22 protein-coding genes are annotated in these 23,695 nt (G+C 68.3%); 11 read left to right on the top strand and 11 right to left on the bottom strand.

Annotation, left to right across the window (positions count from 1 at the left end):
- Window positions 1-103: 103 nt before the first annotated feature.
- From D7V88_RS04910 to D7V88_RS04895, 4 genes are all read right to left on the bottom strand, one after another.
- Complete coding sequence (locus tag D7V88_RS04910) at window positions 104-721, bottom strand: CAP domain-containing protein (RefSeq protein WP_120539426.1); 618 nt, start codon at window positions 719-721, stop codon at window positions 104-106.
- Between the two features lie 250 nt (window positions 722-971).
- Window positions 972-2,594, bottom strand: coding sequence for an Ig-like domain-containing protein (locus D7V88_RS04905; protein ID WP_120539425.1), 1,623 nt, complete (start codon window positions 2,592-2,594; stop codon window positions 972-974).
- Window positions 2,595-2,762: 168 nt separating this feature from the next.
- Window positions 2,763-3,575 (bottom strand): metallophosphoesterase family protein, encoded by an 813-nt coding sequence (locus D7V88_RS04900; RefSeq protein ID WP_120539424.1) that lies wholly within the window; start codon window positions 3,573-3,575, stop codon window positions 2,763-2,765.
- Between the two features lie 78 nt (window positions 3,576-3,653).
- Window positions 3,654-4,100: a DUF4437 domain-containing protein gene (locus tag D7V88_RS04895; protein WP_120539423.1), complete on the bottom strand. Its 447-nt coding sequence runs from the start codon at window positions 4,098-4,100 to the stop codon at window positions 3,654-3,656.
- A 101-nt stretch (window positions 4,101-4,201) separates the two neighbouring features.
- On the opposite strand from D7V88_RS04895, the gene D7V88_RS04890 reads away from it, so the two are divergent.
- Complete coding sequence (locus tag D7V88_RS04890) at window positions 4,202-5,167, top strand: LysR family transcriptional regulator (protein ID WP_158624999.1); 966 nt, start codon at window positions 4,202-4,204, stop codon at window positions 5,165-5,167.
- A gap of 9 nt (window positions 5,168-5,176) precedes the next feature.
- On the top strand, window positions 5,177-5,782 hold the full coding sequence (locus tag D7V88_RS04885; protein WP_147448614.1) for a hypothetical protein: 606 nt from the start codon (window positions 5,177-5,179) through the stop codon (window positions 5,780-5,782).
- A 1-nt stretch (window position 5,783) separates the two neighbouring features.
- Here the strand turns inward: D7V88_RS04885 and D7V88_RS04880 are convergent, their stop codons facing one another.
- Entirely contained in the window at window positions 5,784-6,287 is a 504-nt protein-coding gene (locus tag D7V88_RS04880; RefSeq protein ID WP_120539420.1) for a nuclear transport factor 2 family protein, read from the bottom strand.
- A gap of 60 nt (window positions 6,288-6,347) precedes the next feature.
- Here D7V88_RS04880 and D7V88_RS04875 point away from each other — a divergent pair, with 60 nt between their 5' ends.
- The 4 genes from D7V88_RS04875 (at window position 6,348) to D7V88_RS04860 (ending at window position 10,332) form a co-directional block, all read left to right on the top strand.
- Window positions 6,348-6,806, top strand: a complete 459-nt coding sequence (locus D7V88_RS04875) for a ribosomal L7/L12 family protein (protein ID WP_120539419.1) — start codon at window positions 6,348-6,350, stop codon at window positions 6,804-6,806.
- Window positions 6,807-6,904: 98 nt separating this feature from the next.
- Window positions 6,905-8,395, top strand: coding sequence for a putative metal-binding motif-containing protein (locus D7V88_RS04870; RefSeq protein WP_147448613.1), 1,491 nt, complete (start codon window positions 6,905-6,907; stop codon window positions 8,393-8,395).
- Between the two features lie 109 nt (window positions 8,396-8,504).
- Entirely contained in the window at window positions 8,505-9,008 is a 504-nt protein-coding gene (locus tag D7V88_RS04865) for a MarR family winged helix-turn-helix transcriptional regulator (protein WP_208726115.1), read from the top strand.
- Window positions 8,974-10,332, top strand: coding sequence for a S41 family peptidase (locus D7V88_RS04860; protein WP_120539416.1), 1,359 nt, complete (start codon window positions 8,974-8,976; stop codon window positions 10,330-10,332). Before D7V88_RS04865 ends, D7V88_RS04860 begins: the two co-directional genes overlap by 35 nt.
- Window positions 10,333-10,347: 15 nt before the next feature.
- Here D7V88_RS04860 and D7V88_RS04855 read toward each other — a convergent pair whose 3' ends face one another.
- From D7V88_RS04855 to D7V88_RS04840, 4 genes are read right to left on the bottom strand one after another with little or no spacing between them, the layout of a single operon-like run.
- The gene (locus D7V88_RS04855; protein WP_120539415.1) at window positions 10,348-11,106 is read right to left on the bottom strand and encodes an iron ABC transporter ATP-binding protein; all 759 of its coding nucleotides are present in this window, start codon (window positions 11,104-11,106) and stop codon (window positions 10,348-10,350) included.
- Window positions 11,103-12,080, bottom strand: coding sequence for an iron chelate uptake ABC transporter family permease subunit (locus tag D7V88_RS04850; protein ID WP_120539414.1), 978 nt, complete (start codon window positions 12,078-12,080; stop codon window positions 11,103-11,105). Before D7V88_RS04850 ends, D7V88_RS04855 begins: the two co-directional genes overlap by 4 nt.
- Window positions 12,064-13,122, bottom strand: coding sequence for an ABC transporter permease (locus D7V88_RS04845; RefSeq protein ID WP_120539413.1), 1,059 nt, complete (start codon window positions 13,120-13,122; stop codon window positions 12,064-12,066). The genes D7V88_RS04850 and D7V88_RS04845 overlap by 17 nt, the downstream gene beginning before the upstream one ends.
- Window positions 13,085-13,969, bottom strand: coding sequence for a siderophore ABC transporter substrate-binding protein (locus tag D7V88_RS04840; RefSeq protein WP_244237986.1), 885 nt, complete (start codon window positions 13,967-13,969; stop codon window positions 13,085-13,087). Before D7V88_RS04840 ends, D7V88_RS04845 begins: the two co-directional genes overlap by 38 nt.
- A 292-nt stretch (window positions 13,970-14,261) precedes the next feature.
- Here D7V88_RS04840 and D7V88_RS04835 point away from each other — a divergent pair, with 292 nt between their 5' ends.
- From D7V88_RS04835 to D7V88_RS04815, 5 genes are all read left to right on the top strand, one after another.
- Window positions 14,262-15,908: a glycoside hydrolase family 43 protein gene (locus D7V88_RS04835; protein ID WP_120539411.1), complete on the top strand. Its 1,647-nt coding sequence runs from the start codon at window positions 14,262-14,264 to the stop codon at window positions 15,906-15,908.
- A gap of 24 nt (window positions 15,909-15,932) precedes the next feature.
- A complete protein-coding gene (rnhA, locus tag D7V88_RS04830) occupies window positions 15,933-16,400 on the top strand; it encodes a ribonuclease HI (protein WP_120539410.1) in 468 nt (155 codons plus the stop codon).
- Window positions 16,401-16,552: 152 nt separating this feature from the next.
- Window positions 16,553-19,039 carry a type VI secretion system Vgr family protein gene (locus D7V88_RS04825; protein WP_120539409.1) on the top strand — a complete coding sequence of 829 codons (2,487 nt, stop codon included), beginning with the start codon at window positions 16,553-16,555 and terminating at the stop codon, window positions 19,037-19,039.
- An 18-nt stretch (window positions 19,040-19,057) separates the two neighbouring features.
- A complete protein-coding gene (locus D7V88_RS04820) occupies window positions 19,058-21,349 on the top strand; it encodes an amidohydrolase family protein (RefSeq protein ID WP_120539408.1) in 2,292 nt (763 codons plus the stop codon).
- Between the two features lie 29 nt (window positions 21,350-21,378).
- Entirely contained in the window at window positions 21,379-22,458 is a 1,080-nt protein-coding gene (locus D7V88_RS04815) for a hypothetical protein (RefSeq protein ID WP_147448612.1), read from the top strand.
- An 18-nt stretch (window positions 22,459-22,476) separates the two neighbouring features.
- Here D7V88_RS04815 and D7V88_RS04810 read toward each other — a convergent pair whose 3' ends face one another.
- Both D7V88_RS04810 and D7V88_RS04805 read right to left on the bottom strand, forming a co-directional pair.
- Window positions 22,477-23,256 carry a hypothetical protein gene (locus D7V88_RS04810; protein ID WP_120539406.1) on the bottom strand — a complete coding sequence of 260 codons (780 nt, stop codon included), beginning with the start codon at window positions 23,254-23,256 and terminating at the stop codon, window positions 22,477-22,479.
- The gene (locus tag D7V88_RS04805) at window positions 23,253-23,657 is read right to left on the bottom strand and encodes a hypothetical protein (RefSeq protein WP_120539405.1); all 405 of its coding nucleotides are present in this window, start codon (window positions 23,655-23,657) and stop codon (window positions 23,253-23,255) included. Before D7V88_RS04805 ends, D7V88_RS04810 begins: the two co-directional genes overlap by 4 nt.
- Window positions 23,658-23,695 lie beyond the last annotated feature (38 nt).

The raw sequence follows: 23,695 nt of genomic DNA, 5'->3' as shown, positions 1-23,695 counted from the left end.
TGTCCGTCTCCGACCCTGACAGGAGGGAGCCTGCGCGAGCCTTCATGCGCTCGCGCAGGGGACCTGCTCCAGACCCTCGTCTCCGTCGGGTCCGGGGTGACGGTCAGGGCCGGCCGAAGTCCTGCACCCAGTAGCCGTACGTGCTGCCCGGCACGGTGTATTGACCCACGCCCACATGGAGGTGCGCGGGGTTCATGATGTTGTTGCAGTCACGGGGAGTGGCCATCCATGCGTCCACCACGGCGGCCGCGGTGCTGGTGTAACCCGCGGCGATGTTCTCCTCCGCGTACGAAAGCGGCGTGTAGCCCGCGAGGGTGATCCGCCGCAAAGGCGTCCAGCCGCTCTGGCCGATGTTGCCGAAGTAGCCAAACTTGCCCATGTCCAGGGCGTGATTGCGCGCGGAGCAGTTCAGGCGCGACTCCGCGGTGAGCGGCGGCACCGGCGGTTTCGCCACGCCGCCACAGATGGCTCCCGTCGCACGCCGCTGGTTGACGAGTGCAATCACGGCCTGCTCCATCTCGAGCGAGAAGCCGGATACGAACGCGATCGAGGTGCAGTAGCCCGCAGGCTGGGCGTTCGTACGGCTCTCGACCGTTCCCAGGTCGTCGGTGGGGAGGACGGTGCTCTCGTTGATGGGGGTGGTCGTGGGCGCTGCATCACAGCCACCCAGCAGGGCGGTGCCAAGGAGCATCAGGGAGACAGAACGGGAGGTGAAGCTCATGCGAGGAACCCTTTCAGTGGACGGTGAAGTCCAGGTGTTCCGAGTTTACCACTTTTACATTTTTGACTGAAGGTTTCCCGGCCGCAGGGGCTGGGATGGGGCGCCCGGGTTGCATGGCGGACAATCGCCTCTGTCGCGTGGTGCCCTTCGGGGCGCGGCCATCCAGCGGATGAAAGGCGAGGCGGCGCTCGACCCGGTGATGCCGTGCGGACGAGGGCACCCGCGCCCCCGCCCGCACATCTGCTTCAACCTACGGCACGGTCACGGTAACCGGGTTGCTGCGCCGCACATTGCCCGCGCGGTCCGTGGCGATGGCGACAATCACATGCGTGCCGGACTGGCCGGTGGTGTCCCAGGTCTTCGTGAACGGCGCGGTGGTCGCGTAGGGCGTGAGGTTCACGCCGTCCACTTCGAAGATGACGTAGGCCAGGGCCTGGCTGTCGCTCGCGGACGCCGCCAGCGTGACGATGCCGCTGACCACCGCGCCGTTGGCGGGCGAGGTGATGTTCGACACGGACGGCTTCACGTTGTCCACGATGAGCGACCGGGTGTTGAGGACGGACGCGTTGCCCGCGGCGTCGGTCGCCTGGAAGCCGATGTTGTAGGCGCGGTTGCCCAGCACCAGCGTGTTCCAGGAGATGGAGTAGACGGTGCCGGAGACGTTGGGACTCGACGTCAGCACGGCCCCGTCCTGGTAGACCCGCGCCAGGGACACGGGAGCCCCCCCTTGCAGGGCCACCGTCCACGACACGGTGACGGTGCCGCGCACGTAGTTCTGGGTGGTGGGCGTGTACTGGGGCGCGCCCGTGAGGACCAGCGGGGGATTGTTGTCCACGGTGACGTTCACCGCGCTGGAGGTGCCGCTGTTGCCGGCGGCATCGAAGGCCTGCGCGGTCAGCGAATGCACCCCTTGCAACAACGACGACGTGTTCCAGGACGCGCTGAACGGCGCGGTGAACGAAGAGCCGATGAGCGAGGCGCCATCGAAGAAGTCCACGCGGGCGACACCCACGTCGTCGGTGGCGTTCGCCGTGACCGTCACGGTGGAGCGCACGAAGCTGCCGCCAGCCGGCGCGGTGAGCGTCGCGGTGGGCGCCTGGGTATCGTCGTCCAGCAGGGTGCGCAGGTCGGCGGCGCGGCGCCCGAGTTCCTTCGGCTCGGTCGGCTCGGTGGTGCCGAGGATGGCCCGGCCCGCCCCGGGCGGGAAGCGGTCGGTGATGGCCTGGAGGGCGGAGTTGAACGCCTCGGTGCCAGGCGTCAGGCGGGCCAGCGCATGCCAGCGGCGGGCCTGCTCGAGCACGTCCGCGTGCGTCCGCGCGGGCAGCTCGTACGCGAGGGTGATGGTGAGGCCCAGCGGCTGGCCGCTCGCGTCGAGCACGTCGAAGACGAAGTGACCTTCACCGGCGCTGCCTCGCGACACGTCGCGCAGGTCCAGGCGGTTGGCGATGGACCGCAGGCGCAGGGGCGCCTTCGTCAGGTCCAGCTTTCCATCGGCGCGCGTCGGCCAGTCCCGCGCGACGCCGGCCTCCCACCGCGTGAGCAGGTCCCGCACGAAGTCCTCGGGGGCCACGGGGCCGCTCAGCCTGGCGACCAGACGACCGAAGCTCCACGCTCCCTCCGCGGCATTCCCGTCCGTGGACAGCGCACCAGACCCCGTGGTGCGAACCGCGTCGTTCACCACGCCCGGGTCCTGGATGACCAGCTCTCGCTCCGGGACGATGGCGGAGGTGCGCTCCAGAGAGGCTTTCGCTTCATGGGCCTGGGACGGGCTGTTCTCCGGCGTGCCCTGGACCTCACCACAGCCGGCGGCGAGTGCGCTCACGCCGATGAGTGCGATGGCGATGCCACGGGTGCCACTCGAAACGATGCTCATTGGGATTTCCCTTGGGAAACAAGCGCCCGCGTGGGTGGAGCGCCCGTGGAGAAAGACATATCAAGAGTGTCTTTCGATGGGATCCCTGAACGTCAACTGGAAGCGTTTGCAACTCCAACTTCCCGGGCCCGTCGTGCTTTCAAGGAAAAATGCAGGACTGGCGAGGGTTCAGGATGCGCGCTGGAGGAGCACGGCCCTGCTGTCCACGTTGAGCACCTGCGCTCCTCCGGGGAGGGTTGCGAGCGGCGTCTCCCAATGCGCATGACCGCACACCACCAGGGGCCCCTCTCGTTCTGGCAGTGCCAGACGGATGGCAGTGCTCCCTCGCAGCCGCGTGCCGGGTACGTCCGGTCCCTGGTGCAGCACGAGCATGTCCGGGGCCTGGCTCAGCGTGTCCCCCAGCAGTCGCAGGTGCTCGGGCTCTTCGCGTCGCCCCGGCTTGTCCCCACGACCCATGATGCAGCCCACACCACCCACGCGCAGGCCCTCCAGGTCGGCGGTTTCGCCATCGAGCAGATGCAGTCCGGGCTGCTGCTGGAAGCGGGCCTGTTCGCGGGGCCCCCCGAACGTGTCGTGGTTTCCCGCCACGCCCACCACCCACCGGAAGTGCTCCCCGAAGGCCCGCCACACGCTGCGCACGTCCCCGGAGGCTCCTCGCACGTTGGCGCTCGCCGCTGAGTACAGGTCTCCCGCGAGGACCACGCCGATGTGCGCGGAAGGTGGCAGGGAGCCCTCCTCGCACAGCAGGGCCAGGGCGTCCGCGAGCACCTCGCCCAGGAGGGCCACGGCCCCGTCCTTGCGGGCGTGCGGCGCGACGCCTTGAAGGTCCGAGGTCACCAGCAGCGCTTCCAGTCCATCCGGGAGCGTGTCCACCGTCCCGCGCAGCAAGGGCAGGAGTTGTGTCTCCGTCCCGCCGCGCGGTGCTGCATTGAGATAGGGCCACGCGTGCAGGGGCACCGTGTCCAGGGTCATGATTCGCATGGCGCCGACGGTCGGTGGACGCCCCGGGTTCCTGACAGCCCCTGTGTGCGATGGCCCCGCCCAGCGGCGGTCCTCCGCCTACTTCGCCTTCGCCGGAGCGAAGTCGAACGGCTTGTCCTGGGCAATCAACATCACGCACTCGGACTCCGGCGCGCACTGGTTGCGGTGCACCATCTTGCCGGGCTGGTCCCAGGTGCTGCCGGCCTCCACGGCGCCGGCCGGGGCCGCGCCATCGCTGGTGTTCGTCATCCGGCCCTTCACCAGCACGCCGTGGTAGTCGGCGGAGTGGGTGTGCGGCCCCGAGTCGAACCCCGCGGGAAACTTCATCAGGAGCGCGTACGGGCCCTTCTTCATGTCGCCCCAGAGGACGTGCACCGACGGGCCTCCGGGCATCATCTCCGTCCAGGTGAGCTTGTCGTAGGCGGTCTGCTGGAACGCCGCAGCTTCCGTCTTGCCCTTCGCGGTGGCGAGACCGAAGGCGGAGACGACGACGAGCGCGGCGGCGAACTTGGAAAGGGTCTTCACGGTGGGAACTCCTCGGTGGAAGCGACGCCGGGAAGAATGGCGGCAGGGGGCCTCTGCGAAAATGCCCGTTTCCGCAGGGCTCCTCTGCAAGAATGCAGGCCATGCCCCAGTGGAGCGACCTGCAGCACTTCCTGGCCATCGCGAGGGGTGGGAACCTCTCCGCGGCGGCCCGCCAGTTGAAGGTGGACCAGACCACCGTGGGCCGGCGCCTCGCGGTGCTGGAGCGGGAGTTGGGGGCCCGGCTCTTCGACCGGACGCCCTCGGGGCTCCGCCCGACGGCGGTGGCCCTGCGCATCCTGCCGGCCGCGGAGGCGGTGGAGGCAGAGGCGCTGCGGGTGGAGCGGCTCGCCAGCGGAGAGGACCTGCGTCCCTCCGGGCCCGTGACGGTCACCGCGACGGACTCCTTCCTGGTCCACAACGTGCTGCCGTGGCTCGCCGGCTTCCGGGAGCGGCACCCCGAAATCGAGCTGCACCTGCTCTCCGGCTACGAAACGCTGTCGCTCGTCCGGCGCGAAGCCGACGTGGCCATCCGGCTGGTGCGTCCCCAGGAGCCCTCCCTGCGGGCCCGGAAGGTGGCGGCCATCAGCATCGTGCCCTTCGCGTCCCAGGCGTACCTTGACCGCAGGGGACCCGTGCGCTTCGACGCGGGGCTCCAGGGACATGCCGTGGTCGGGTACGCGCAGGACTCCAGGCGGTGGCCCGAATCGAAGTGGCTGGACGTGCACGCGGCCCGGGCCACCGTCGCGGTGCGGCTGACCTCCATCCTGGGTCTGCTCCAGGCCGCGCGAGAGGGATTGGGCGTGACGTTGCTGCCGGCCATCTTCGGCCACCTGTATCCGGAGCTCGTTCCCCTGCGCGACGTCCTGCCGGAGCTGGAGCGGACCGTGTGGCTGGTGTTCCACGAGGACCTGGCCAACAACGCCCGGGTGCGCGCGGTGGTGGATTTCCTGGCGGAGACCATTGGAACTCAAGCGGGGGCATTGGCGAAGGCGCCCGCGCGTCCCCGGCGGAAGCGCGCCTCGGGTGATGCGGCCCGCCGTGTCGGCAAGGCGCGGGAGAGCAGGTAGATTGGCGGGATGACCTCTCGCATCCTGTTGCTATTGGCCGTCTGTGTCCCATTGCTTGCCTCGGCCAAGGAGCCGAAGCCGCGCACCTATGACATCATCATCGTCGGAGGTGGGAAGACCGAAGAGGAGGCTCAGGCCGCGTTGGACCGGCTGAAAGCCAAGGTGCTCTATGTTCGCTTCGCGACCCCGAGCGGGGACTTGCTGACCGTGAGGAAGTCCGACGACTACCCCGGGCTCAACAAGGGGCTGTACATCGCCGTGCTCGGGATGTGTGCCCGGGACGCGGAAGTGGTCGAGGACATGAAGCGCTTCATGAAGGCGCTCAAGGTGCATGCGCCGGGGGCGTACTCCAAGACCATCAAGGGCCAGTATGGCGACCCGTGTCCTCCGTCAAATGCCTTCATGCCACCGGAGGCGGAGGAGAAGGCGTTCCTGGAGCGCATCGCGAAGGAGCCGAAGTCCGCGGATGCGTACTTCGCCTATGCCATGTTCCTCAAGAATGAGTCCCGTCTGGACGAGGCCAACGCCATCGTCACCCAGGCGCTGGACCTCGACCCCCAACACGAGGAGGCCAAGGCCCTGGGCCATCTGCTCATGGTGCTGCTGACGCCCTGACCTACGGGGTGCCCAGCCGCTTGCCCTGGACGAACTGGAGGCCCAGCAGGTTGCCGCGCTGGTGCATCGGATCCAAAGTGACCTTCTGGATGCGCCACCCCTCCTGGGCCGTCTTCACCACCTCGTGCGTGTAGCGTCCCACCAGCGTCCACTCCTGCGGCACGCCGTCGAGCTTGAAGAAGTGGGACACCTCCGCGTAGGCGTGCACCGTCGCCTGCGTGTCGCTCTTGAACTCGGTGCGCACCGTGTTGGCGGTGGCGTGCTGCGTGCGTGTGAAGCATTCCAGCGACACGTCGCCGAACTTCGCCAGCACTGCGCGCGGCTGCGTGACGGGCGGCACGCCCATGAAGCGCGAGTAGTCCGACGTCACCTCCGGCGTGAAGACCCGCTCCCAGCGCGTCCAGTCGCCCGTGTCCTTGCCATGGTCGATGGCCTGCCCGTACTCGGCCACCAGTTCCTGGATGGCAATCCAATCCAGCGTGTACTCCAGGTTCTTCTCGCGCATCGGCGTCTGCCTTTCTGAAGAAGGACTGAGAACATATCGGTTTTCACCTATGCTCGGGGCATGTCCTTGAACCTCATCGGATGGATTGTCCTCGCGCTCATCGCCGGGGGCATCCTGGCCCTCGCGCAACGTCGCCTTCGTGAGTCCTCCTCCCGAGATGAGCAGGAACTGGATCCGCCGCCCGTGCCCGCGCCGGCCCGGCTGGCCCCGGAGGTGTTCCAGTCACGCATCGAGGCGTTGATCGACGCGGGGCAGACCATCAACGCCATCAAGCTGTACCGCGAGCAGCACGGCGTTGGCCTGAAGGAGGCCAAGGACTCCGTGGAGGCGCTCATCGCGGAGCGGCATCCCTTTGGACGCGAGCCCTCGGGGCCCGTGGATGCGGATGCGGACATCGAGCAGGCCCTGCGCGAGGACAACCTCATCGAAGCCATCAAGCTCTACAAGGATCGCTACGGCGTGGGCCTGAAGGAAGCGAAAGACGCCTGCGACGCGATGCGAAGGCGTCTGCGCGGATGAGCCTCAGGCATGGCACACGGCGTGGGTGGCTGCCGGTGCCAGGAGTTGGATGGCCTTGCATGAGGTGGCGCACCGGTAGGGTGCGTCTTGAGGGGACCATGCCAGAGTGGATGAAGTCGTCGGGCCGGACGTGGGCGGTGATGTGTGTCGTGGGAGGCCTGCTGCTGGGAGGCTGTGATTCCTCCCGGGGTCCCATCGCTCCGTTGCCCGATGCCGGGACGCAAGCGGATGCGGGCGTGCCGGAGCCCTTGCCGTGTGAGCGCACGCAGGGCGTCTGCGTTGGAGCGAAGCGGGCGCTGGTGGACGGCGTGCCCGAAGTGGTCTGCACGGCGCGCTCCTATGGCAGCTCCTTCGAGGGCGCGGAGACGCGCTGTGACGGACTGGACAACGACTGCGACGGGGTGGCGGACCCCTCGACGTGGACGGATGTGGCGTCGCTGCAATGGAACCCCTACGCGTCGATGGTGGACAGTCTGCCCGTGGAGGGGGGCTTCCTGGTGGCTGCATCCGTGGGGAGTGGACGGATCCAGGTCGTCCGACTGGATACAGCCCTGGCTGGGGTCGCGACCACGAACGTGGAGGTGGAGACGGGCATCCCGGCGACGGTGACCCAACTGGTGCGCACGTCCAGAGGGCCCGCGCTCTTCCATGTCACGGCGGGCGCGACGGCAGACTCCTCGCGGGGGCATCTCACGCAGCTCGATGAACAGGGAGTCCCCGTCGTCCGGCAAGAAAGCGGGAGGGAGGACGCCGTCCTATTCGAACAGCCCGCGCAGGCCGTGCCGGCTTTCGTGGGTGTGTCCGTGGACGGTTCCCGGGTGTTGACGGTCTGGACCTCTGGCCATCCTGTCAGCGGTCTGTCCCATGAACTCCTGGGCTCGGTCGCGGACCCTTCCGGGGAGGTGCGAGTCGTGCCCCGGGTCCTGGTCCAGAGGCAATCGCAAGACGGTGCCCTGTTCGCCCCCTCGGTGCTGGCCCTGGACGATGGGAACTTCCTGGTGATGGTGGTGGAGGACCGCGGCTTCGAACAGACCACGCTCATCCACCTGCGGCGCTACGACCGCGACCTGTCGCCCGCGGGGGAGGAGCGCGTTTTGTCCGTGGGGTATTCGCCCATGCCCGTGCTCCTTCGAGAGAACCCCTCGGCCGACGGCACCCCGGGTGAGCCCATCCTGCTCCTGCGGGATGTCTCGGGAGGGAGCCGGAAGTTGCTACGCGTGCGCTCCCTCTTCGACGGCGGTGCTCCGGAGACCCTGGTCGAGCGGATGACGACGGCGGCGATGGAGAGCCCATGGTTCAGCGCCACGATGACGTCGCGCGGACTCCAGACGACCTGGCTCTCCGCGCAGTATGACTACAGCCTCCCGGGGGATTCCTTCCTGTTCGGTCAAGGGCGGCTCTGGGGACGGAGCCCGACGGGCGCCGTGACGGACTGGACCCCCGGAGCGGGGTTGATGCCCTTGCATCGACAGCAGGAGTGGGTGCTGATGCACGAACTCTCAGGCCAGTGGATGGGCGCCTTCCTGATGACCGCCACCGCCAACCCGCCCACGTACACCCTCAAGTCGCTCCGGTACTGCGCGCCCTGAGTCCCTCCGGGCCTGCTTCGACGCGGCAGCCCACCGCGCCGGAGCAGGCCATGAAGCCACCCAGCTTGACCCAGACATATCCGTAAGCGATAACGGAGTTGTGGATTACGTGGCCAGACAGGGGACGGGGGCCTTCGGTTCGCGGCTGCGCCGACTGGTGGAGCGGCTGGACCGGGACGTCCACGCCATCTACCGCGCCGCGGGCGAGCGCTTCGAGCCGCGCTGGTACGCGGTCTTCACCGCGCTGCGGGAGCACGGGCCCCTGACGGTGGGGGAGCTGGCGCAGCGGCTGGGTGTCACGCACGCGGCCGTCAGCCAGGTGCGCACCGCGCTGGAGCGCGAAAAGCTGATCGCCGGTGAGCCCGACCCACAGGACGGCCGACGCCAGCGATTGAAGCTCACCGCGCGCGGAAGGCAGACAGCCCAGCGGTTGGAGCCGTTGTGGGCGGCCATCGCGGCGGCGGCCACCCAGCTCCTCGCGGAAGGCGCGCCGGGCTTGCTGGCGGAACTGGACGGGCTGGATGCGGCGCTCGACCGGCGCGCTCTGCGGGCCCGGGTAGGCGAAACCCTGCATCTGGATGGACTGGACGGAGAACCCGATGACGCTGAATAGACATATGACCGTCGCGGTGGTGTCGCTGCTCCTCACGGGAGCGCTGCCCGCCCAGGCACAGCCCTCCGGTCCCACGACACACGCCGAGGCACCGGCCCGGCTCACGCCCGCTGAGCGCGACACCGCCCTGGCCGCCATCACGGAGGCGGTCCAGAAGTCCTACGTCTTCCCGGAGAAGCGCGCGGCGGTGCTCGAACGGTTGAGCCAGTCCCGGAAGGCGGGCCGCTACGACGTGGACTCACCGTTGCTGCTGGCCGAACGCGTCACCGACGACCTGAAAGGCTCCAGCGGCGACCTGCACCTGTACCTTCAGCACGCCCCCGCACGGTACGCCGCCGCGAAGGCCCCGAAGGGGGAGGGCGTGGACGCCGACGCGTACCGGCGCAATCAGGCCCTGCGTGAACACCACGGCCTCACCGAGACGCGGGTGCTGGCGGGCAACATCCGCTACCTGAAGATTGCCGGCTTCCGCTGGACCCGGGACGAAACCGGCGCGGCCTATGACGACGCCATGCGGTTCCTGAAGGACGGGGACGCGCTCATCCTCGACGTGCGTGGCAACGGCGGTGGTGCACACGCGGCGGTGCAATACCTGGTCAGCCACTTCCTGGAGGAGGGCACGCTGCTCATGACCTTCCACCGGGGCTCGGAGCCGCCGGTGCAGTCCCGCACGCTGGAGCATGTTCCGGCGGGACGGCTGAAGGGCAAGCCGCTGTATGTCTTGATTGACGGGAGCGTGGGTTCGGCGGGCGAGGACTTCGTCTACGACGTGCAACAGTTCAAGCTGGGCGAGCTGATTGGCGCCCGGACCTCGGGCGCCGCCAACAACAACTGGTTCACGCCCATCCCTCCGGCCTTCATGCTCAGCGTGCCGGAGGGCCGCCCCGTCCACTCCGTGAGCCAGACCAACTGGGACGGTGTTGGCATTGCCCCCGACGTGGAGGTCCCTACCGCCCAGGCCCTGGAGGTCGCGCACTCGCGGGCCCTGAAGGGCTTGATGGCAACGTCCGCTCCCACGCCCGCGCAGCGCGCCGAATACACCTGGGCCCAGGTGGGCATCGAAGCCCGGCTCCACCCGGTGTCCATCGCACCGGCCCGGTTGAAGTCCCTGGCCGGTCGCTTCGGGGAGATGCAGGCCACGTTCCGCGACGGCGCGCTCTGGCTCGTGCGCGACCGGCGTCAGGACGCCCGCCTGACGCCCCTGACGCAAGACGGGCTGTTCGCGGTGGAGGGCAGCGAGCGCCTGCGCGTGCGGCTCACCGGAAAGGCCCTGGAGCTGTCGCGGCTGGGGGAGCCCACGCCGGTCGTGCTCGCGCGAAGCTGAGTCCGCCCGCGGGCGCTACCGGTAGTGGACGGCGATCCACCTTCCGTCGAGCTGGTGGATGGCGATGTCCAGGTCGTAGATGCCGCGCAGGACCTCGGTGCGCATCAGCTCTTCCGCGTTGCCCTGGAAGGCGACCTTGCCCTCGCGCATCGCGATGATGTGGTCGGAGTAGCAGGAGGCGAAGTTGAGGTCGTGCAGCACCAGGATGACGCTCTTGCCCAGCGCATCCGCCGCGCGTCGCAACTCCTGCATCATGGATACCGCGTGCTTCATGTCCAGGCTGTTGAGCGGCTCATCCAGCAGCACGTAGTGCGTGTCCTGGCACAGCACCATCGCCACGAAGGCGCGCTGGCGCTGGCCGCCGGACAGCTCGTCCAGGAAACGGTGGGCGATGGGCTCCAGGCCCAGGTGGTGGATGGCCCCTTCCACGAAGGCGCGGTCCTCCACCGTCGGGCGGCCCCTCGAATGCGGATAGCGGCCGAACGTCACCAGGTCGCGCACGGTCAGCCGCGCGGTGAGGTGGTTGTCCTGGCGGAGGATGGCCAGCCTCCGGGCCAGCGCGTCCCCGGGCGTCTTCGTCACGTCCAGGTCGTCCACCAGGACCACGCCCGAGGACAGCGGCAACAGCCGGCTGATCATCGACAGCAGGGTGGACTTGCCGGCGCCGTTGGGCCCGATGATGGACGTGACGCCGCGCTCGGGAATCCGCAGGGAGACGTCGTCCACCACCAGGGTGTCTCCGTAGCGGCGGGAGACGTTCCGGGCCTCGATCATCGCAGGGCGCCTCTCATGAGCAGGGCGATGAACATCAGCCCGCCCAGGAACTCGATGATGACACGCAGGTTGGCGCCAAAGGAGAACACCTGCTCCAGCACCAACTGCCCGCCCAAGAGGCCAATCACCGCGAGGAACACGGCCGCCGGCAGGATGTGGACATGCCGGTGCGAGCCCACCAGCCCGTACGCCAGGTTGGCCACCAGCAGGCCGAAGAAGGTCACCGGCCCGACGAGCGCCGTGGACACCGACACCAGCACCGCCACCACCACCAGCAGGAGCGACACCGTCCGGCGGTGATCCAACCCCAGGTTGATGGCCAGGTCCCGGCCCAGCCCCAGGACATCACAGGCGCGCAGCAGGCCCAGACCCAGGCCGGAGGCGCCCAGGGTCACCACCGCCGACACCGCGAGCAGGTCCGGATCCGGGTTGTTGAAGCTCGCGAAGAAGCGGTCCTGGAGGAAGGCGAACTCGCTGGGGGCGATGACGCGCTGGAGGAAGGTGGACAGGCTGCGGAACAGCACGCCCAGCACCACGCCCGTGAGCAACAGCAGGTGGATGCTCCGGCGCCCGCTCCAGAACAGCCACCGGTGAAGCACGCCGGAGAAGAGCACCATGACGGCGACCTCCACCGCGAACAGCAGCCGCACGTCCAGCGAGGCCACCGTGGTGGAGCCCAGGAAGAAGAGCAGGCACGTCTGGAGCAGCACGTAGAGCGTGTCGAAGCCCATGATGGCCGGCGTCAGCACGCGGTTCTCCGTCACGGTCTGGAACAGCACCGTGGAGACCGCGATGGCGTAGCCCACCAGCATCACCGTCGCGACCTTGCGCCCCCGGAAGGGCAGCACGAAGTCCCACTGGCCGTTGGCGCCAAGGGTCATGAACACCGCGACGCACAGCAGGGCCAGGCCTCCCAGCAGGAGCAGCCGCCGCTCGTGGCCCACGGGCCTGAGCGCGCTAGCCCACACGGGCATCCCTCCGCAGCAGCAGGTAGAGGAACAGCAGGCTGCCCACCACGCCCGCCACGGTGCCGACGGGAATCTCATACGGGTAGCGCACCACCCGCCCGACGATGTCACAGAGCAGCACGAAGCCCGCGCCCATCACCGCCACCCACGGGATGGAGCGCCGCGCGTTGTCGCCCATCATCAGGCTGACCAGGTTCGGCACGATGAGCCCGATGAACGGAATCATTCCCACGGTGGCCACCACCACGGCGGTCACCATCGCGACGATGGCCAGCCCCAGCGCGACGATGCGCCGGTGGTTCAGCCCCAGGTTCGTGGTGAACGCCTCGCCCATGCCCGCGACGGTGAAGCGGTCCGCGACGACGTAGGCGACGGCTGTCAGCGCGAAGGCGCTCCACAGCAATTCATAGCGTCCGCGCATCACGCTGGAGAAGTCGCCCGTGGTCCAGGCCGCCAGCGATTGCAGCAGGGAGAAGCGGTAGGCGAAGAACGTCGTCACCGCGTCGAAGATGGCCCCCAGCACCAGTCCGACCAGCGGCACGACGAGCGCCGAGCGCAGCGGGAGCTTGCGGAGGATGAGCAGGAACAGCGCCGTGCCCGCCAGCGCGAAGCCCGCGGCCACCAGCGTCTTGGCCAGGATGGGCAGGCCGGGGGCCAGCACCGTGACGGCGAGGATGCCCAGGCTCGCGGACTCCGCGGTGCCCGCCGTGAAGGGCTCCACGAAGCGGTTGCGCGCGAGCATCTGCAGGATGAGGCCCGCCACGCCCAGCGACATGCCCGACAGCATCAGCGCCAGGGTGCGCGGCACGCGGCTGATGACCAGCACCTGCGTGGCGCGGTCATCCCCGCCGGCCGCGAAGAGTGCGTCCCACGACACGTGGCTCACGCCAATCAGCAGGCTGACGACGGCGAGCCCGAGCACGCCGAGTCCGGCCACGACGAGGCGCGGCACGGCGCTCGACCCCGCCTGCGCGAGGGCCACCGGCTCACGTCGTGCGAAGGGGCCCGAATCAGGGAGCGGTGGGCTGTCGGGGCTGAGCGTAGACATCGGCGATCTGTTCCATCAGGCGCCGCATCGACTGGATGCCTCCGCCGATGAGGTAGGTGTTGGCGGGCTCCAGGTAGACGACCTGTCCCTGCTTCCAGGCCGTCGTCTGGCGCACCAGTTCGTTGTCGAGCAGCCGCTGTGCGCCCCCACCCTCGCCGATGGCCGCGTCCCGGTCGATGACGAACAGCCAGTCCGGGTTCGTTTCCAGGATGAACTCCGACCCCACGGCCTCGCCATGCAGTGACGCCTTGAGCGTCGGGGCCGCCGACGGGATGCCGAAGCCCTCATGGAGCACCCCGAAGCGGGAACCAGGCCCATAGGCGCTCATCCGCCCGCCTGTCGTCAGGATGATGAGGCCCCGACCCCGGGTCGCGGTGGTCTGCTTCAAGGTCGCGATGGAGCGGTCCAGGTCCTCCAGCAGGGCGCGGCCCTTCTCCTGCTTGCCGAACACCGCCGCCAGCCGCTCCGTGTTGGCCTTCACGGTCTCCAGGTAGTGCGCGTCGTCCGTGGGCTGGTCGATGGTGGGCGCGATGTCCTTCAGCTTCGAGTACCGCGCGCTGGAGCGACCGCCGGTGATGATGAGGTCGGGCCGCGCGGCGTTCAGCGCCTCGTAGTCGGGCTCGAACAGGGTGCCGAACCGGGGGTACTTCTTCGCGTCCGCGAACTTCGCCAACTGCCCGGGGAAGTACTCACCGGCCACCCCCTGGACCTCCACGCCCAGGGCGTCCAGCGTGTCCAGGGCGGCCAGGTCGAACACCACCACCTGCTTCGGGTGCTCCGCGACCACGGTGCTGCCCTGTCCGTGGGTGAAGCTCCGGCCCGCCGCGGGCGCCGTCGCTGCGGGCACGACCGCTTCCGGGGCGGGCGTGGAAGGGCGCGAGGCCCGCAGGGCGAAGACCGCGAGTCCAAGGACCGCGACGCCACCAGCGGCCGCGAGAAGGGGAGGGAAACGCCGGGGGGAGGTGCTCACGGGGTCGTTCAATCCAGGCTGGCTACTGATATCAAATGATTTTGATAATCAATATCGCGCCTGATATAGCGGATCGGGGCCGGACCGTCAAAGGTGGGACGACCTTGGCCATTGCGCCCTTGCGCCCTACCTGCTCTTTCTGGAATTTGAGGATTTCCAGGAGGAAGCCATGAAGCCCCTTCGCATCGTCATGTTGGTGTCCGCGCTCTCCACCCCGTTCGCCGGCTGTGGAGGGGGCCCTGCCCCTGAGCCTGGCCCCGCGCCAGAGGCCGCTTCGACGGCGGCGCTGGCGGAGGGGGACAACGCACGGACGCTGCTGGTGCCGTGGCTGGCGGATCCGGAGGTCCTCAAGGAGAACGACGACCTGTTCTTCCTCACCGGCACGGGCAACGGGGTGGTGCTGCCGCTCTACGAGTCGAACGACCTCACGGCGTTCCGCTTCAAGCGCGACTACAATCCGTCCGCTGCGGATCCGACTTACGACTACTGCTTCCTGTGGGCGCCGGACCTCAACAAGTCCAACGGCGCCTACCAGCTCCACTTCTCCGCGCACCGGGTGCCCAACGGCGCGGCGTGCCCTCCGGCCGGCCAGGAGGTGACGACCTTTGTCGCCACGGCGCCCGACCTGAATTTCAACTTCGGCGCGCCCCAGCCGCTCAACGCCAACACGACGTTGCCGCGCACCTCCACCGCCCCGGGCTGTCTGCCGCAGGGCTGCAACCGGAACATCCGCATCGACGCGGCGACGTACAACGACACCGCCGCGCGCTGGTTCTTCTATGTGTGGTTCGACCGGGGCAACAACATCTCCTCGTTCAACACCGCCGCGCCGGGCACCGTCTACAACCACGCGGGGCCGGCCGTGTTCGCGACGCCTGCCCATGAAGAGGGCATCAACGAAGCCCCGGAGGTCTTCAAGCGCAATGGCATCTACTACCTGCTCTTCAGCGGCGGTTGGTACAACAGCCAGTACGCCATGTATTACGTGATGGCTGACTCCATCCCAAACCTCACGCGGGCGCGCGCGGTGCGGCGGCTGTCGCTTTCGCAGCGCAACTCCGCCGGCAGGCTGGTGCAGAGCCACGGCCACAACGTCATCGTCGAGCGCCGGGGGGAGTACTTCAATGTCTTCCATGTCGGGGCCTTCGACACCGCGGGCAACCTCACCTCGCGCAGCACCTACAAGCAGCGCGTCGGCTTCAAGCCCGACGGTGCGATGACCTCCCTCAACCAGGTGAGCGTCCGCTGGAACAAGCTCAATGGCTACAGCTACTCGCTGGACGTCGTCCTGCGCGATGGGTCGGTGATTGGACCGTGCAGCTCCGTGGCGCTCCTGGGCCAGTCCAACAAGACCGTCTTCGACGGCGTGTGCCGCAGCGCGGGGGACCGCGTGGTGACGAAGGGGGAGATCGCGGCCTTCCGCATCTTCTATGCCATCAACGGCGCCTGGGGCGCCTTCGTGGAGAAGGCGTATGACGGCATCTCCGACGACGTCTCCCTGGAGCTGCCCGGGGGCTTCACGCCGTTTGTGGACCTGGAGTGGAGCGAGACGCAGACGAACGCCCAGTACTCCATCGACGTGCAGCGGCGGGACACCGGCGCGTGGATTGGCCCCTGTATCGGGGTGGCGGCCGTCAACAAGAGCCTGGCCTGGACCTACCAGGGACGCTGTGACACGCCGGGCATCAACGTGCCCGCTTCCAACATCCAGGCCTTCCGCGTCTGCTCGGCGGTGAATGGGGACTGGGCGCATCCGCGCTGCGGCGCCGCGGCCTATGACGGCCGGAGCCTGCACTCGCGCATCGTCATCCCCTGAGCGGCGGGGTAGGGTGCGCGTTCGATGTCGCTCCCCCTCGTCCACATCTACTGCGACGGCGCCTGTTCGCCGAACCCCGGCCTGGGCGGCTGGGGGGCCATCCTCATCGCCCCGGAGCGGCAGTCCTACCGCAAGGAGCTCCAGGGCTCGGAGGCGGACTCCACCAACAACCGGATGGAGCTGACCGCGGCGCTCGTGGCGCTCAAGGCCCTGAAGATGCCGTGCCGCGTCCAGGTGTTCACCGACTCCAAGTACGTGTGCAACGCCTTCGAGGCGAAGTGGCTGGACAAGTGGCAGGGCAACGGCTGGCGCACGTCGGACAAGAAGGCCGTGTCCAACGCGGACCTCTGGCGCGAACTGCTGGAGGCCGTGCGTGGCCATGAGGTGTCCTGGCACTGGGTGCGGGGCCACTCGGATGACGTGGAGAACAACCGGGCGGATGCGCTGGCCGTCGCGGCCCGGCTCGAACTGGCGGCGCGGCTCGGAGGGTAGCGGCCGGCTCGCGCGCCGAACCCCTCCACATTCGACCCCAATCTCCCACCCTTGGGAGCACCGGCCTTTTGACGGCCTCGCGGTGCAAGGCTTGCACACTCCTGGTATGGTAGCCCTTTCAGTCGCAGGCCTTGCACTGACGGGGGAAGTCCATGCCCAACGCCAAATCACCTGCCTTCACCCTGCGGGTGGGAGCCCTCGAGGCCGAATCACTGGTCGTCGAGCGATTGCAGGGTGAGGAGGGCCTGAGCCGCCTCTTCGACTTCAGCGTGGACTTCGCGCCCCTGGCGCCCGAATCCCTGGACACCGCGCCCCTGGTGGGAGCCGAAGCGCTGTTGACGGTGGCCCAGCCCGGTGGGACGCCGCGCCATGTGCACGGCATGGTGCGCACGGTGGAGTCGCTGGGCCTGCGCGATGGCCGCTGGCGCTACCGCGCTCGCATCGTGCCCGCGCTGTGGCGCCTCACGCAGGTGAGGCGCAGCCGCATCTTCCAGGGCCAGTCCGTGCCGGACATCCTCAAGGACGTCCTCACCGCCGCGAAGGTGGAGGTGCGCGTCAGCCTTCACGAAAGCCACGCTCCGCGCGAGTACTGCACCCAGTACCGTGAGACGGATTTCGACTTCCTCAGTCGCCTGATGGAGTGGGAGGGCATCTTCTACTTCTTCGAACACTCCGAAGAGGGGCACGTCCTGGTGCTCGGGGATGCCCCCAGCGTCCATGAGGCACCGCCCGGTGGCGCGGCGCTGCCCCTGCGTGACGAGGACGGCCGGGTGGAGACGGGCGAATACCTGACGGACCTGCGGCGCGTGCGCAGGCTCCGCCCCGGCGCGGTGCACCTGAAGGACTTCGACTTCGAGAAGCCCTCGCTGGACGTGTCCGGCAAGTCGAAGTCCTCCGAGGGGATGGAGGCGCTGGAGGTGTACGACTACCCCGGCGGCTACGTGGCCGCGGGCACGGGCAAGGCGGCGGCGAAGGTGCGCGTCCAGGAGGCCACCCAGGCGTCGCTGACGCTCGAAGGGGAGGGCATCTGCCCCCGCCTCACCTCCGGGCACCTGTTGCAGGTGGAGGACGACGGCACGCACGAGGGCCGCTACGTCGTGGTGACGGTGCGGCACCATGGCGGTCAGCCGGAGACCCACGGTGGCCGCGAGGCGCTGGGAGGCCTGTACCGCAACCAGTTCCAGGTGATGCCCGCCAACGTGCCCTTCCGTCCGCGCAGGCTCACGCCCCGGCACCGCATCTCCGGCCTTCAGACGGCGCAGGTGGTGGGCCCGGCCGGCGAGGAGATCCACACCGACGCGCACGGTCGCATCAAGGTCCAGTTCCACTGGGACCGCGACGGCCAGCGGGATGAGAAGGCGTCCTGCTGGGTGCGCACCTGCCAGGCGCTGGGCGGCCCCGCGTGGGGGGCGCTCGTCCTGCCGCGCATCGGGCAGGAGGTGGTGGTGCGCTTCCTGGAAGGCGACCCCGACCGGCCGCTGGTCGCGGGCTCCGTCTACAACGGCGCCAACGCGACGCCCTACGCGCTGCCGGATGAGAAGACGAAGAGCACCCACAAGAGCGCCTCCAGCAAGGGCAGCGACGGCTTCAACGAGCTGCGCTTCGAGGACGCCAAGGGCCAGGAGGAGGTCTTCCACCACGCGCAGAAGGACCAGGACCTCGTCACGGAGAACGACAAGGATCAGGAGGTCCGGGCGTTCGAGGACCTGCTCGTGAAGAAGGACCGGGCGCGCACGGTGGAGGGCAACCAGTTCCTCTTCGTCAAGAAGGACGACGTCGGCGGCGTCGAAGGAAACCAGACGCTCCAGGTGCACAAGGACCGGACCAGCACCACGCAGGGCAGCCACGACGAGTCGGTGGAAGGCAACCAGGTGGTGACGGTCGGCGGCAAGTCGACGGTCTTCATCACGCAGGCCGCGACGATGGATGTGGGCGCCGCGCGGGCCCAGACCATCGGTGGGGCTTCACTGGTCAACGTGGCGCTCGCGTACAACGAGGCCACGGGAGGACTGCGCTCGCTCCAGATTGGCGGCGCTTCCACCGAGTACGTCCTGGGCACGCGGCAGGAGTCCGTGGGCGGCAACAGCTCGCGCAAGGTGGGCGGGGACTTCGTCACCGAGGCGAAGAAGCAACTGACGGTGACGGTGGGCAAGGACCTGGGCGAAGAGGCCGGGGCCGACTCCCAGGTGAAGGTGGAGGAGGCGACCGCGTGGCTCGCGAAGACGTTCGGGCTGAAGGCGGACCGCTTCTCGCTGATGGTGGGCGACCACCTCATCCTCGACATGGAGAAGTCCGGCGCGGTGAAGCTCTTCGCGAAGACGCTCACCGTCGACGGCTCCGAGGTGAAGTTCAAGGGCGCGAAGGTGAAGATGGATGGCTCCGGCTCGCTCAAGGACAAGAAGGCGAAGCTCAAGGACATCCAGAAGCTGACGCAGGAGAAGCCCGCGCCCATGGACCTCCAGCTCAAGGGGCCGGACGGCAAGGCGCTCTCCAACGTGGCCTTCGAGGCGGAGCTGCCGGATGGCACCGTGCAGAAGGGCATGCTGGATGGCAGCGGCAAGGCGAAGTTGAAGGACATCCCGCCCGGCCCGGTTCGCATCTCCTTCCCCGACCTGGATGCGGGAATCTCCAAGAGCTGAAGCGCACCCGAGGACACCATGAAGAACTACACCGTCCAGGATGGCGACACGCCCCAGGGCCTCGCCTCGCTGTTTGGCTTCAGTGACTGGAAGAACATCTACGAGCACAAGTCCAACGAATCACTGAGGGGCAAGCGCGGGCCCAATGAAATCAAGCCCGGGGACAGCGTCACCATCCCGGATGCCTTCATCGAACTGCCCGGAGGCTCCAGCGCCGCGCTGCTCGCGACGGAAAAGCTGCCGCTGCCGCCCGTCGTCATCGACGCGCACATGCACATCATGAGCGGCAACTGCACGCCGTTCCCGGTGGCGTACTACACGCAGTTGGAGCCCCGCGTGGGCGGCATCCTGTCGCCGGCCAGCTCGCGCAAGTTCCTCAACGGCGTGGGCAGCCTGCTCATCGTCCGGTGGTTCCAACCCTTCCTGGGCTGGTCTCCGCGCAAGACGTTGCAGATCGGCGTGGACACCGTCGACCAGAACGACAGCGTGTTCTCCGTGTTCCGCAAGTCCGACGCGACGAAGCACCTGCGCGACTGCGAGCCGTCCTTCCTGGGCATGTCCATCGTGCTGACCATGGACATGGACCTGTGCCATCTGGATGGCTACAAGGGCCAGAGCGTCTACACGGAGGTGGAGCCTCCCGACGGCGGAGATTCCTACTACACCTTCAGCACCCGCCTCACGGGGGACGTCAACGAGCGGCCCGACCTGGGCGCCGCCCACCCTGCGGAGTGGGGCATCTTCGAGCCATGGAACGCGCAGGTCCTGGCCACGAAGACGGCGTGCGCCGAGCACCCGTTCCGGCTCATCCCCATGTATCACTACGAGCCGCGCCGCTACTCGCAGTGGACGGGCAAGGAGAAGGCCTTCCCGGAGGCTTCACTCTCTCCTGACTGGAACAAACCCTTCGCGGAGCTGGCCACGAAGTCGCAGGCGGGCATGTTCGCGGGCTTCAAGATGTACACGTCACAGGCCTACCAGCCCACGGATCCAAACGTGCCGGCCCTGGCGGAGTTCTTCGCGAAGTGCGCGGGCGAGGGCGTGCCCATCATGACCCACTGCACCCCGAGCGGTCACTTCACGCACGACCGCAAGCTCTACATCGAGCTGGATCCCGCCGCGGCGGGTGCGCTCAGTCAGGCGGACAAGGACGCCTACTCGGACGCGCGCAAGAAGCGCGACACCTACCTGGACGCGAAGGAGACGTTCTCCCAGAAGGAGAAGACCTTCGAGGACTACTGCGCCGAGCACAGCCTGCCGCTGGACCCTCATCTGTACAATCAGTACGGGACGCTCGCGCCTGATCTGTCGGCCATCTCCATGCTGCCGACCGATCCCGAATACTGGAAGGCCTACGGCGAATACAACGACGCACGGGCCGCGATGGATGAGACAGGCGAGGCCTATGAGAAGGCCGCGCGCGTCGTCCGCATGCACGAGGACATGCCGGCGCGGCTCGCACGCGCCGGAGGCGACACGCAGAAGATGCTCCAGGATCCGCCCCTGCGCCTGAAGTACTTCAAGGAGAAGCACCTGCACCCGGAGGCGTGGCGGCCGCTGCTGGAGCGCCACGACAAGCTCAAGCTGTGCCTGGCACACTTCGCCTCGGACCGGTGCCTGTGGTGGCACTACCTGAAGGATGAGAACGGCAAGTGCTTCGACGAGGACGACGTGCCCTACGAGAAGAACTGGGTGACGTCCATCATCGAGCTCTGCGAGAAGTACGACAACTTCCACACGGACCTGTCGTACCTGCCCCTGCTGGAGCCGCTGATGCCGTCTCCGGAGCGCTCGAAGAAGGAGGCGCAGGCCAACAAGAAGATGGAGCGCGAGGGACAGTTGCCCTTGATGTGGGAGGGTCTGGCCAAGGTCTGCAAGCAGAAGCACATGCTGACGCGGATCATGTTCGGTACCGACTGGTACATGATCCTCGCGTCCAAGAAGAAATACTCGAAGTGGTACGAGGAGACCATCAAGGGCCTGGCGCTCGTCGAAGAGCGGCTCAACCTGCCCCGGAAGATCAACCTCTTCTACCAGTTCGCGGTGGTGAACCCGATGCGCTTCTACGGGCTGCCCGTCATCGCGGACAACCTCAAGAAAGGCATTGAGGCCTTCGTGGAGACCAAGGCGCTGACCGAGAAGGAGAAGAAGAAGCACTTCGCCAGGACGCAGGAGCGGATGATGCGCAACCATCCCATCCTCAAGAACCTGGCGGCGGTGCTGGAGAAGGTGGAGAACGCTCCCGGAGAGGACAAGGGGCTGCTCTACGAGGATCAGGTCCGCTTCGTGAACGTGGTGCCCACGTCGTGACACGCCATCCTGGAGCCTGAATGCCTCCCGTGCCCTTCACACTGAGCCAGAGCCTGCCCTTTGCTTCGGCAGCCCGGAGCTACCCGCTGCCGGTGACGGCGGAGCAACTGGCGTTGGTGATGCCCACGCCCCGGCCCGGCGCCGCGGCCGTCATCCTCTTCGACGAAACGCTGCGCATGCTGACCCTGGGCGCGGACTCCGCCCAGACGTCCCGGGTGGACAAGGGCTACCTGCCGCAGGTGTCTGGCGGAGACCTCCAGGCCATTTCGCCCGCGGTAATTCCCGACGCCTGCGCCTACCTGCAGTCGCGGCTGCTGGTCGTCTACGACCTGACGCAGCAGCGCCACCAGATGCACATGGCCGCCAGGAGGATGGATGAATCTCCGGTGGGCGCGCGGTGGCTGTCGGTGGAGCCGCGCCGCATCGCCGTGCTGATACGGGACCTGAAGAACTACCTGAGCACCGGGAACGTGGACTTCCGACTGCGCGTGCTGGACCTGAGCGGGCCCAAGGCGAAGACCGTGGGTGAGCGGGAGATGGGCAACGACGGCGGCTTCATCTGGGACGCGGGCGCGGGCGTGCTCGTCCTGCGCAAGGACAACGAGGTGCAGGTGCACGGCCCCGCGCTGGACGGGCCCCTGGACCATCCGCTGGCGCGCGCACTGGCCGTCCTTCTGGCGGGCTCCGGCGGCCTGCGCCTGGACGAACTTCGGCTGCATCCCACCCAGCCGCTGGCGGTCTTCACCGTCGCGGGACTGCCTTCCTCGGACAAGGACAAGGACCGGGATGTGAGCGGCGTCTGGAGGGCCACCTGGGACGCTCAGGAAGCGACGCTGACACCGCTCGTGAAGCTGTCGCCCCTGGAGCGGGTGGAACTGGGCGAGTTCTCCCCCGAGGGTGGCTGGCTCACCTATCTCCAGACGGAGCCGGGGCCCTCCCGCCTCTACGCCCAGCAGGTGATGGGGACGCCGGGGCCGCCCCATGCACTGGGCACGGTGGAGGATGGGGAGAACCTGCTCTGGACGCGGGCCCCGCTGGCGCTCGCGGCGGTGGTGCCGCGCAAGCAGCTCATCACGCGTTGGGACTTCAGCCGGACTCCGGGGCCCTGACGCCAGGCCCCGCTGGCTTCAGCGGGACAGCGCGAGGAGGATGAACGTGGGCACGGCGGCGACGAGCACGCCCGCTCCGAACGCGAGCAGCTTCTGGACGAAGAACATGTCCTCCAGCGTCTCCACCAGCGCGCCCTCCAGCCGGTCGATGGCCAGCGTCTCCAGCTCCCGCACCGCGGAAGGGACGTCCGGCGACGTCACCACCGCGCGCAGGGCGATGAGGCCCAGGACGCGGCGGGACTGCTCCATGAGGAAGCGCTCCAGTCGTTCGGTGCGGGAGGGCGGTGCATCCGGCTCCTCCGTTGGCACTTCCTTCAACTGCTCCGCCACGGACTGCTCGATGGCGCGGGTGAGCTCCGCGCGGCTGGTGGTCCCGGCACCTCGCAGGCGCCGGGCGGCCTGGAGCGTCGCGGGCTTGATGACGGCGTAGGCGTAGCGCATCAACCCGCGCTCCAGCACCTCGTGGGCGAGCCGGGCGCTGACGCCGTGGACCATCAGCACGTAGCCCCCAGAGAGGGCCAGGGCGAGCGGCGTGAGCACGAAGCTCAGCACTTCCAGCCACAGGGGCGTGGGCGCCGCGCCGGACAGTCGGGGCACCAGCACGAAGACGCCGGCCATCACCAGGCCGAAGGTGCCGAAGAGGAAGAAGCCCTTCAGCGCGCCCCAGAAGCCGGAGCCCACCAGTGAAGGCACCACGCTCACGAGCAGCCGCAGCCCTGCCCGGGCCATCCCCGCCATGCGTTCGCGCTGGGGGACCGGAGGGGCTTCCTCCTTCACTTCCACGAGGGCGGTGCTCATCGCGCCTGCTCCTGGGCCAGCTCGGCGGCGGCCCACCGGTCCACCTCTTCAGCGGAGGGCGGGGACAGCGGCACCGCGGTGGACTTCGGATCGCGGCGGCGGCGCCACCACACCAGCAGCGCGGCGGCACCGAACAGCACGGCCCCGAAGGCCAGCCGGGGCAGCAGTCCGAAGCGGGGGGCGAAGCGCCCGCCTTCGTCCTTCCACGCCTTGAAGCTTCCCGCCGCGGCGAGGACCCCGAGCAGGGCGGCGACGCGAAGGACGTCTCCGCTGGCCGGTCCCGGCACGAGTCCCAACAATCCGAGCAGCACGGCCACGGTCCAAAGCAGCACGCGGCCCACTCGGAAATCCATCATCTTGATCAGCGCGGCCGCCACCGGCTGTGTGCCTTCACCACTCATGTGCTGCCCCCAGGGCACGACGTCCCAGTACCCCGAGG

It is taken from the genome of Corallococcus terminator, from assembly GCF_003611635.1.
GTDB classification, from domain to species: Bacteria; Myxococcota; Myxococcia; order Myxococcales; family Myxococcaceae; genus Corallococcus; species Corallococcus terminator.
This window is presented reverse-complemented; position numbering and strand designations above follow the sequence as displayed.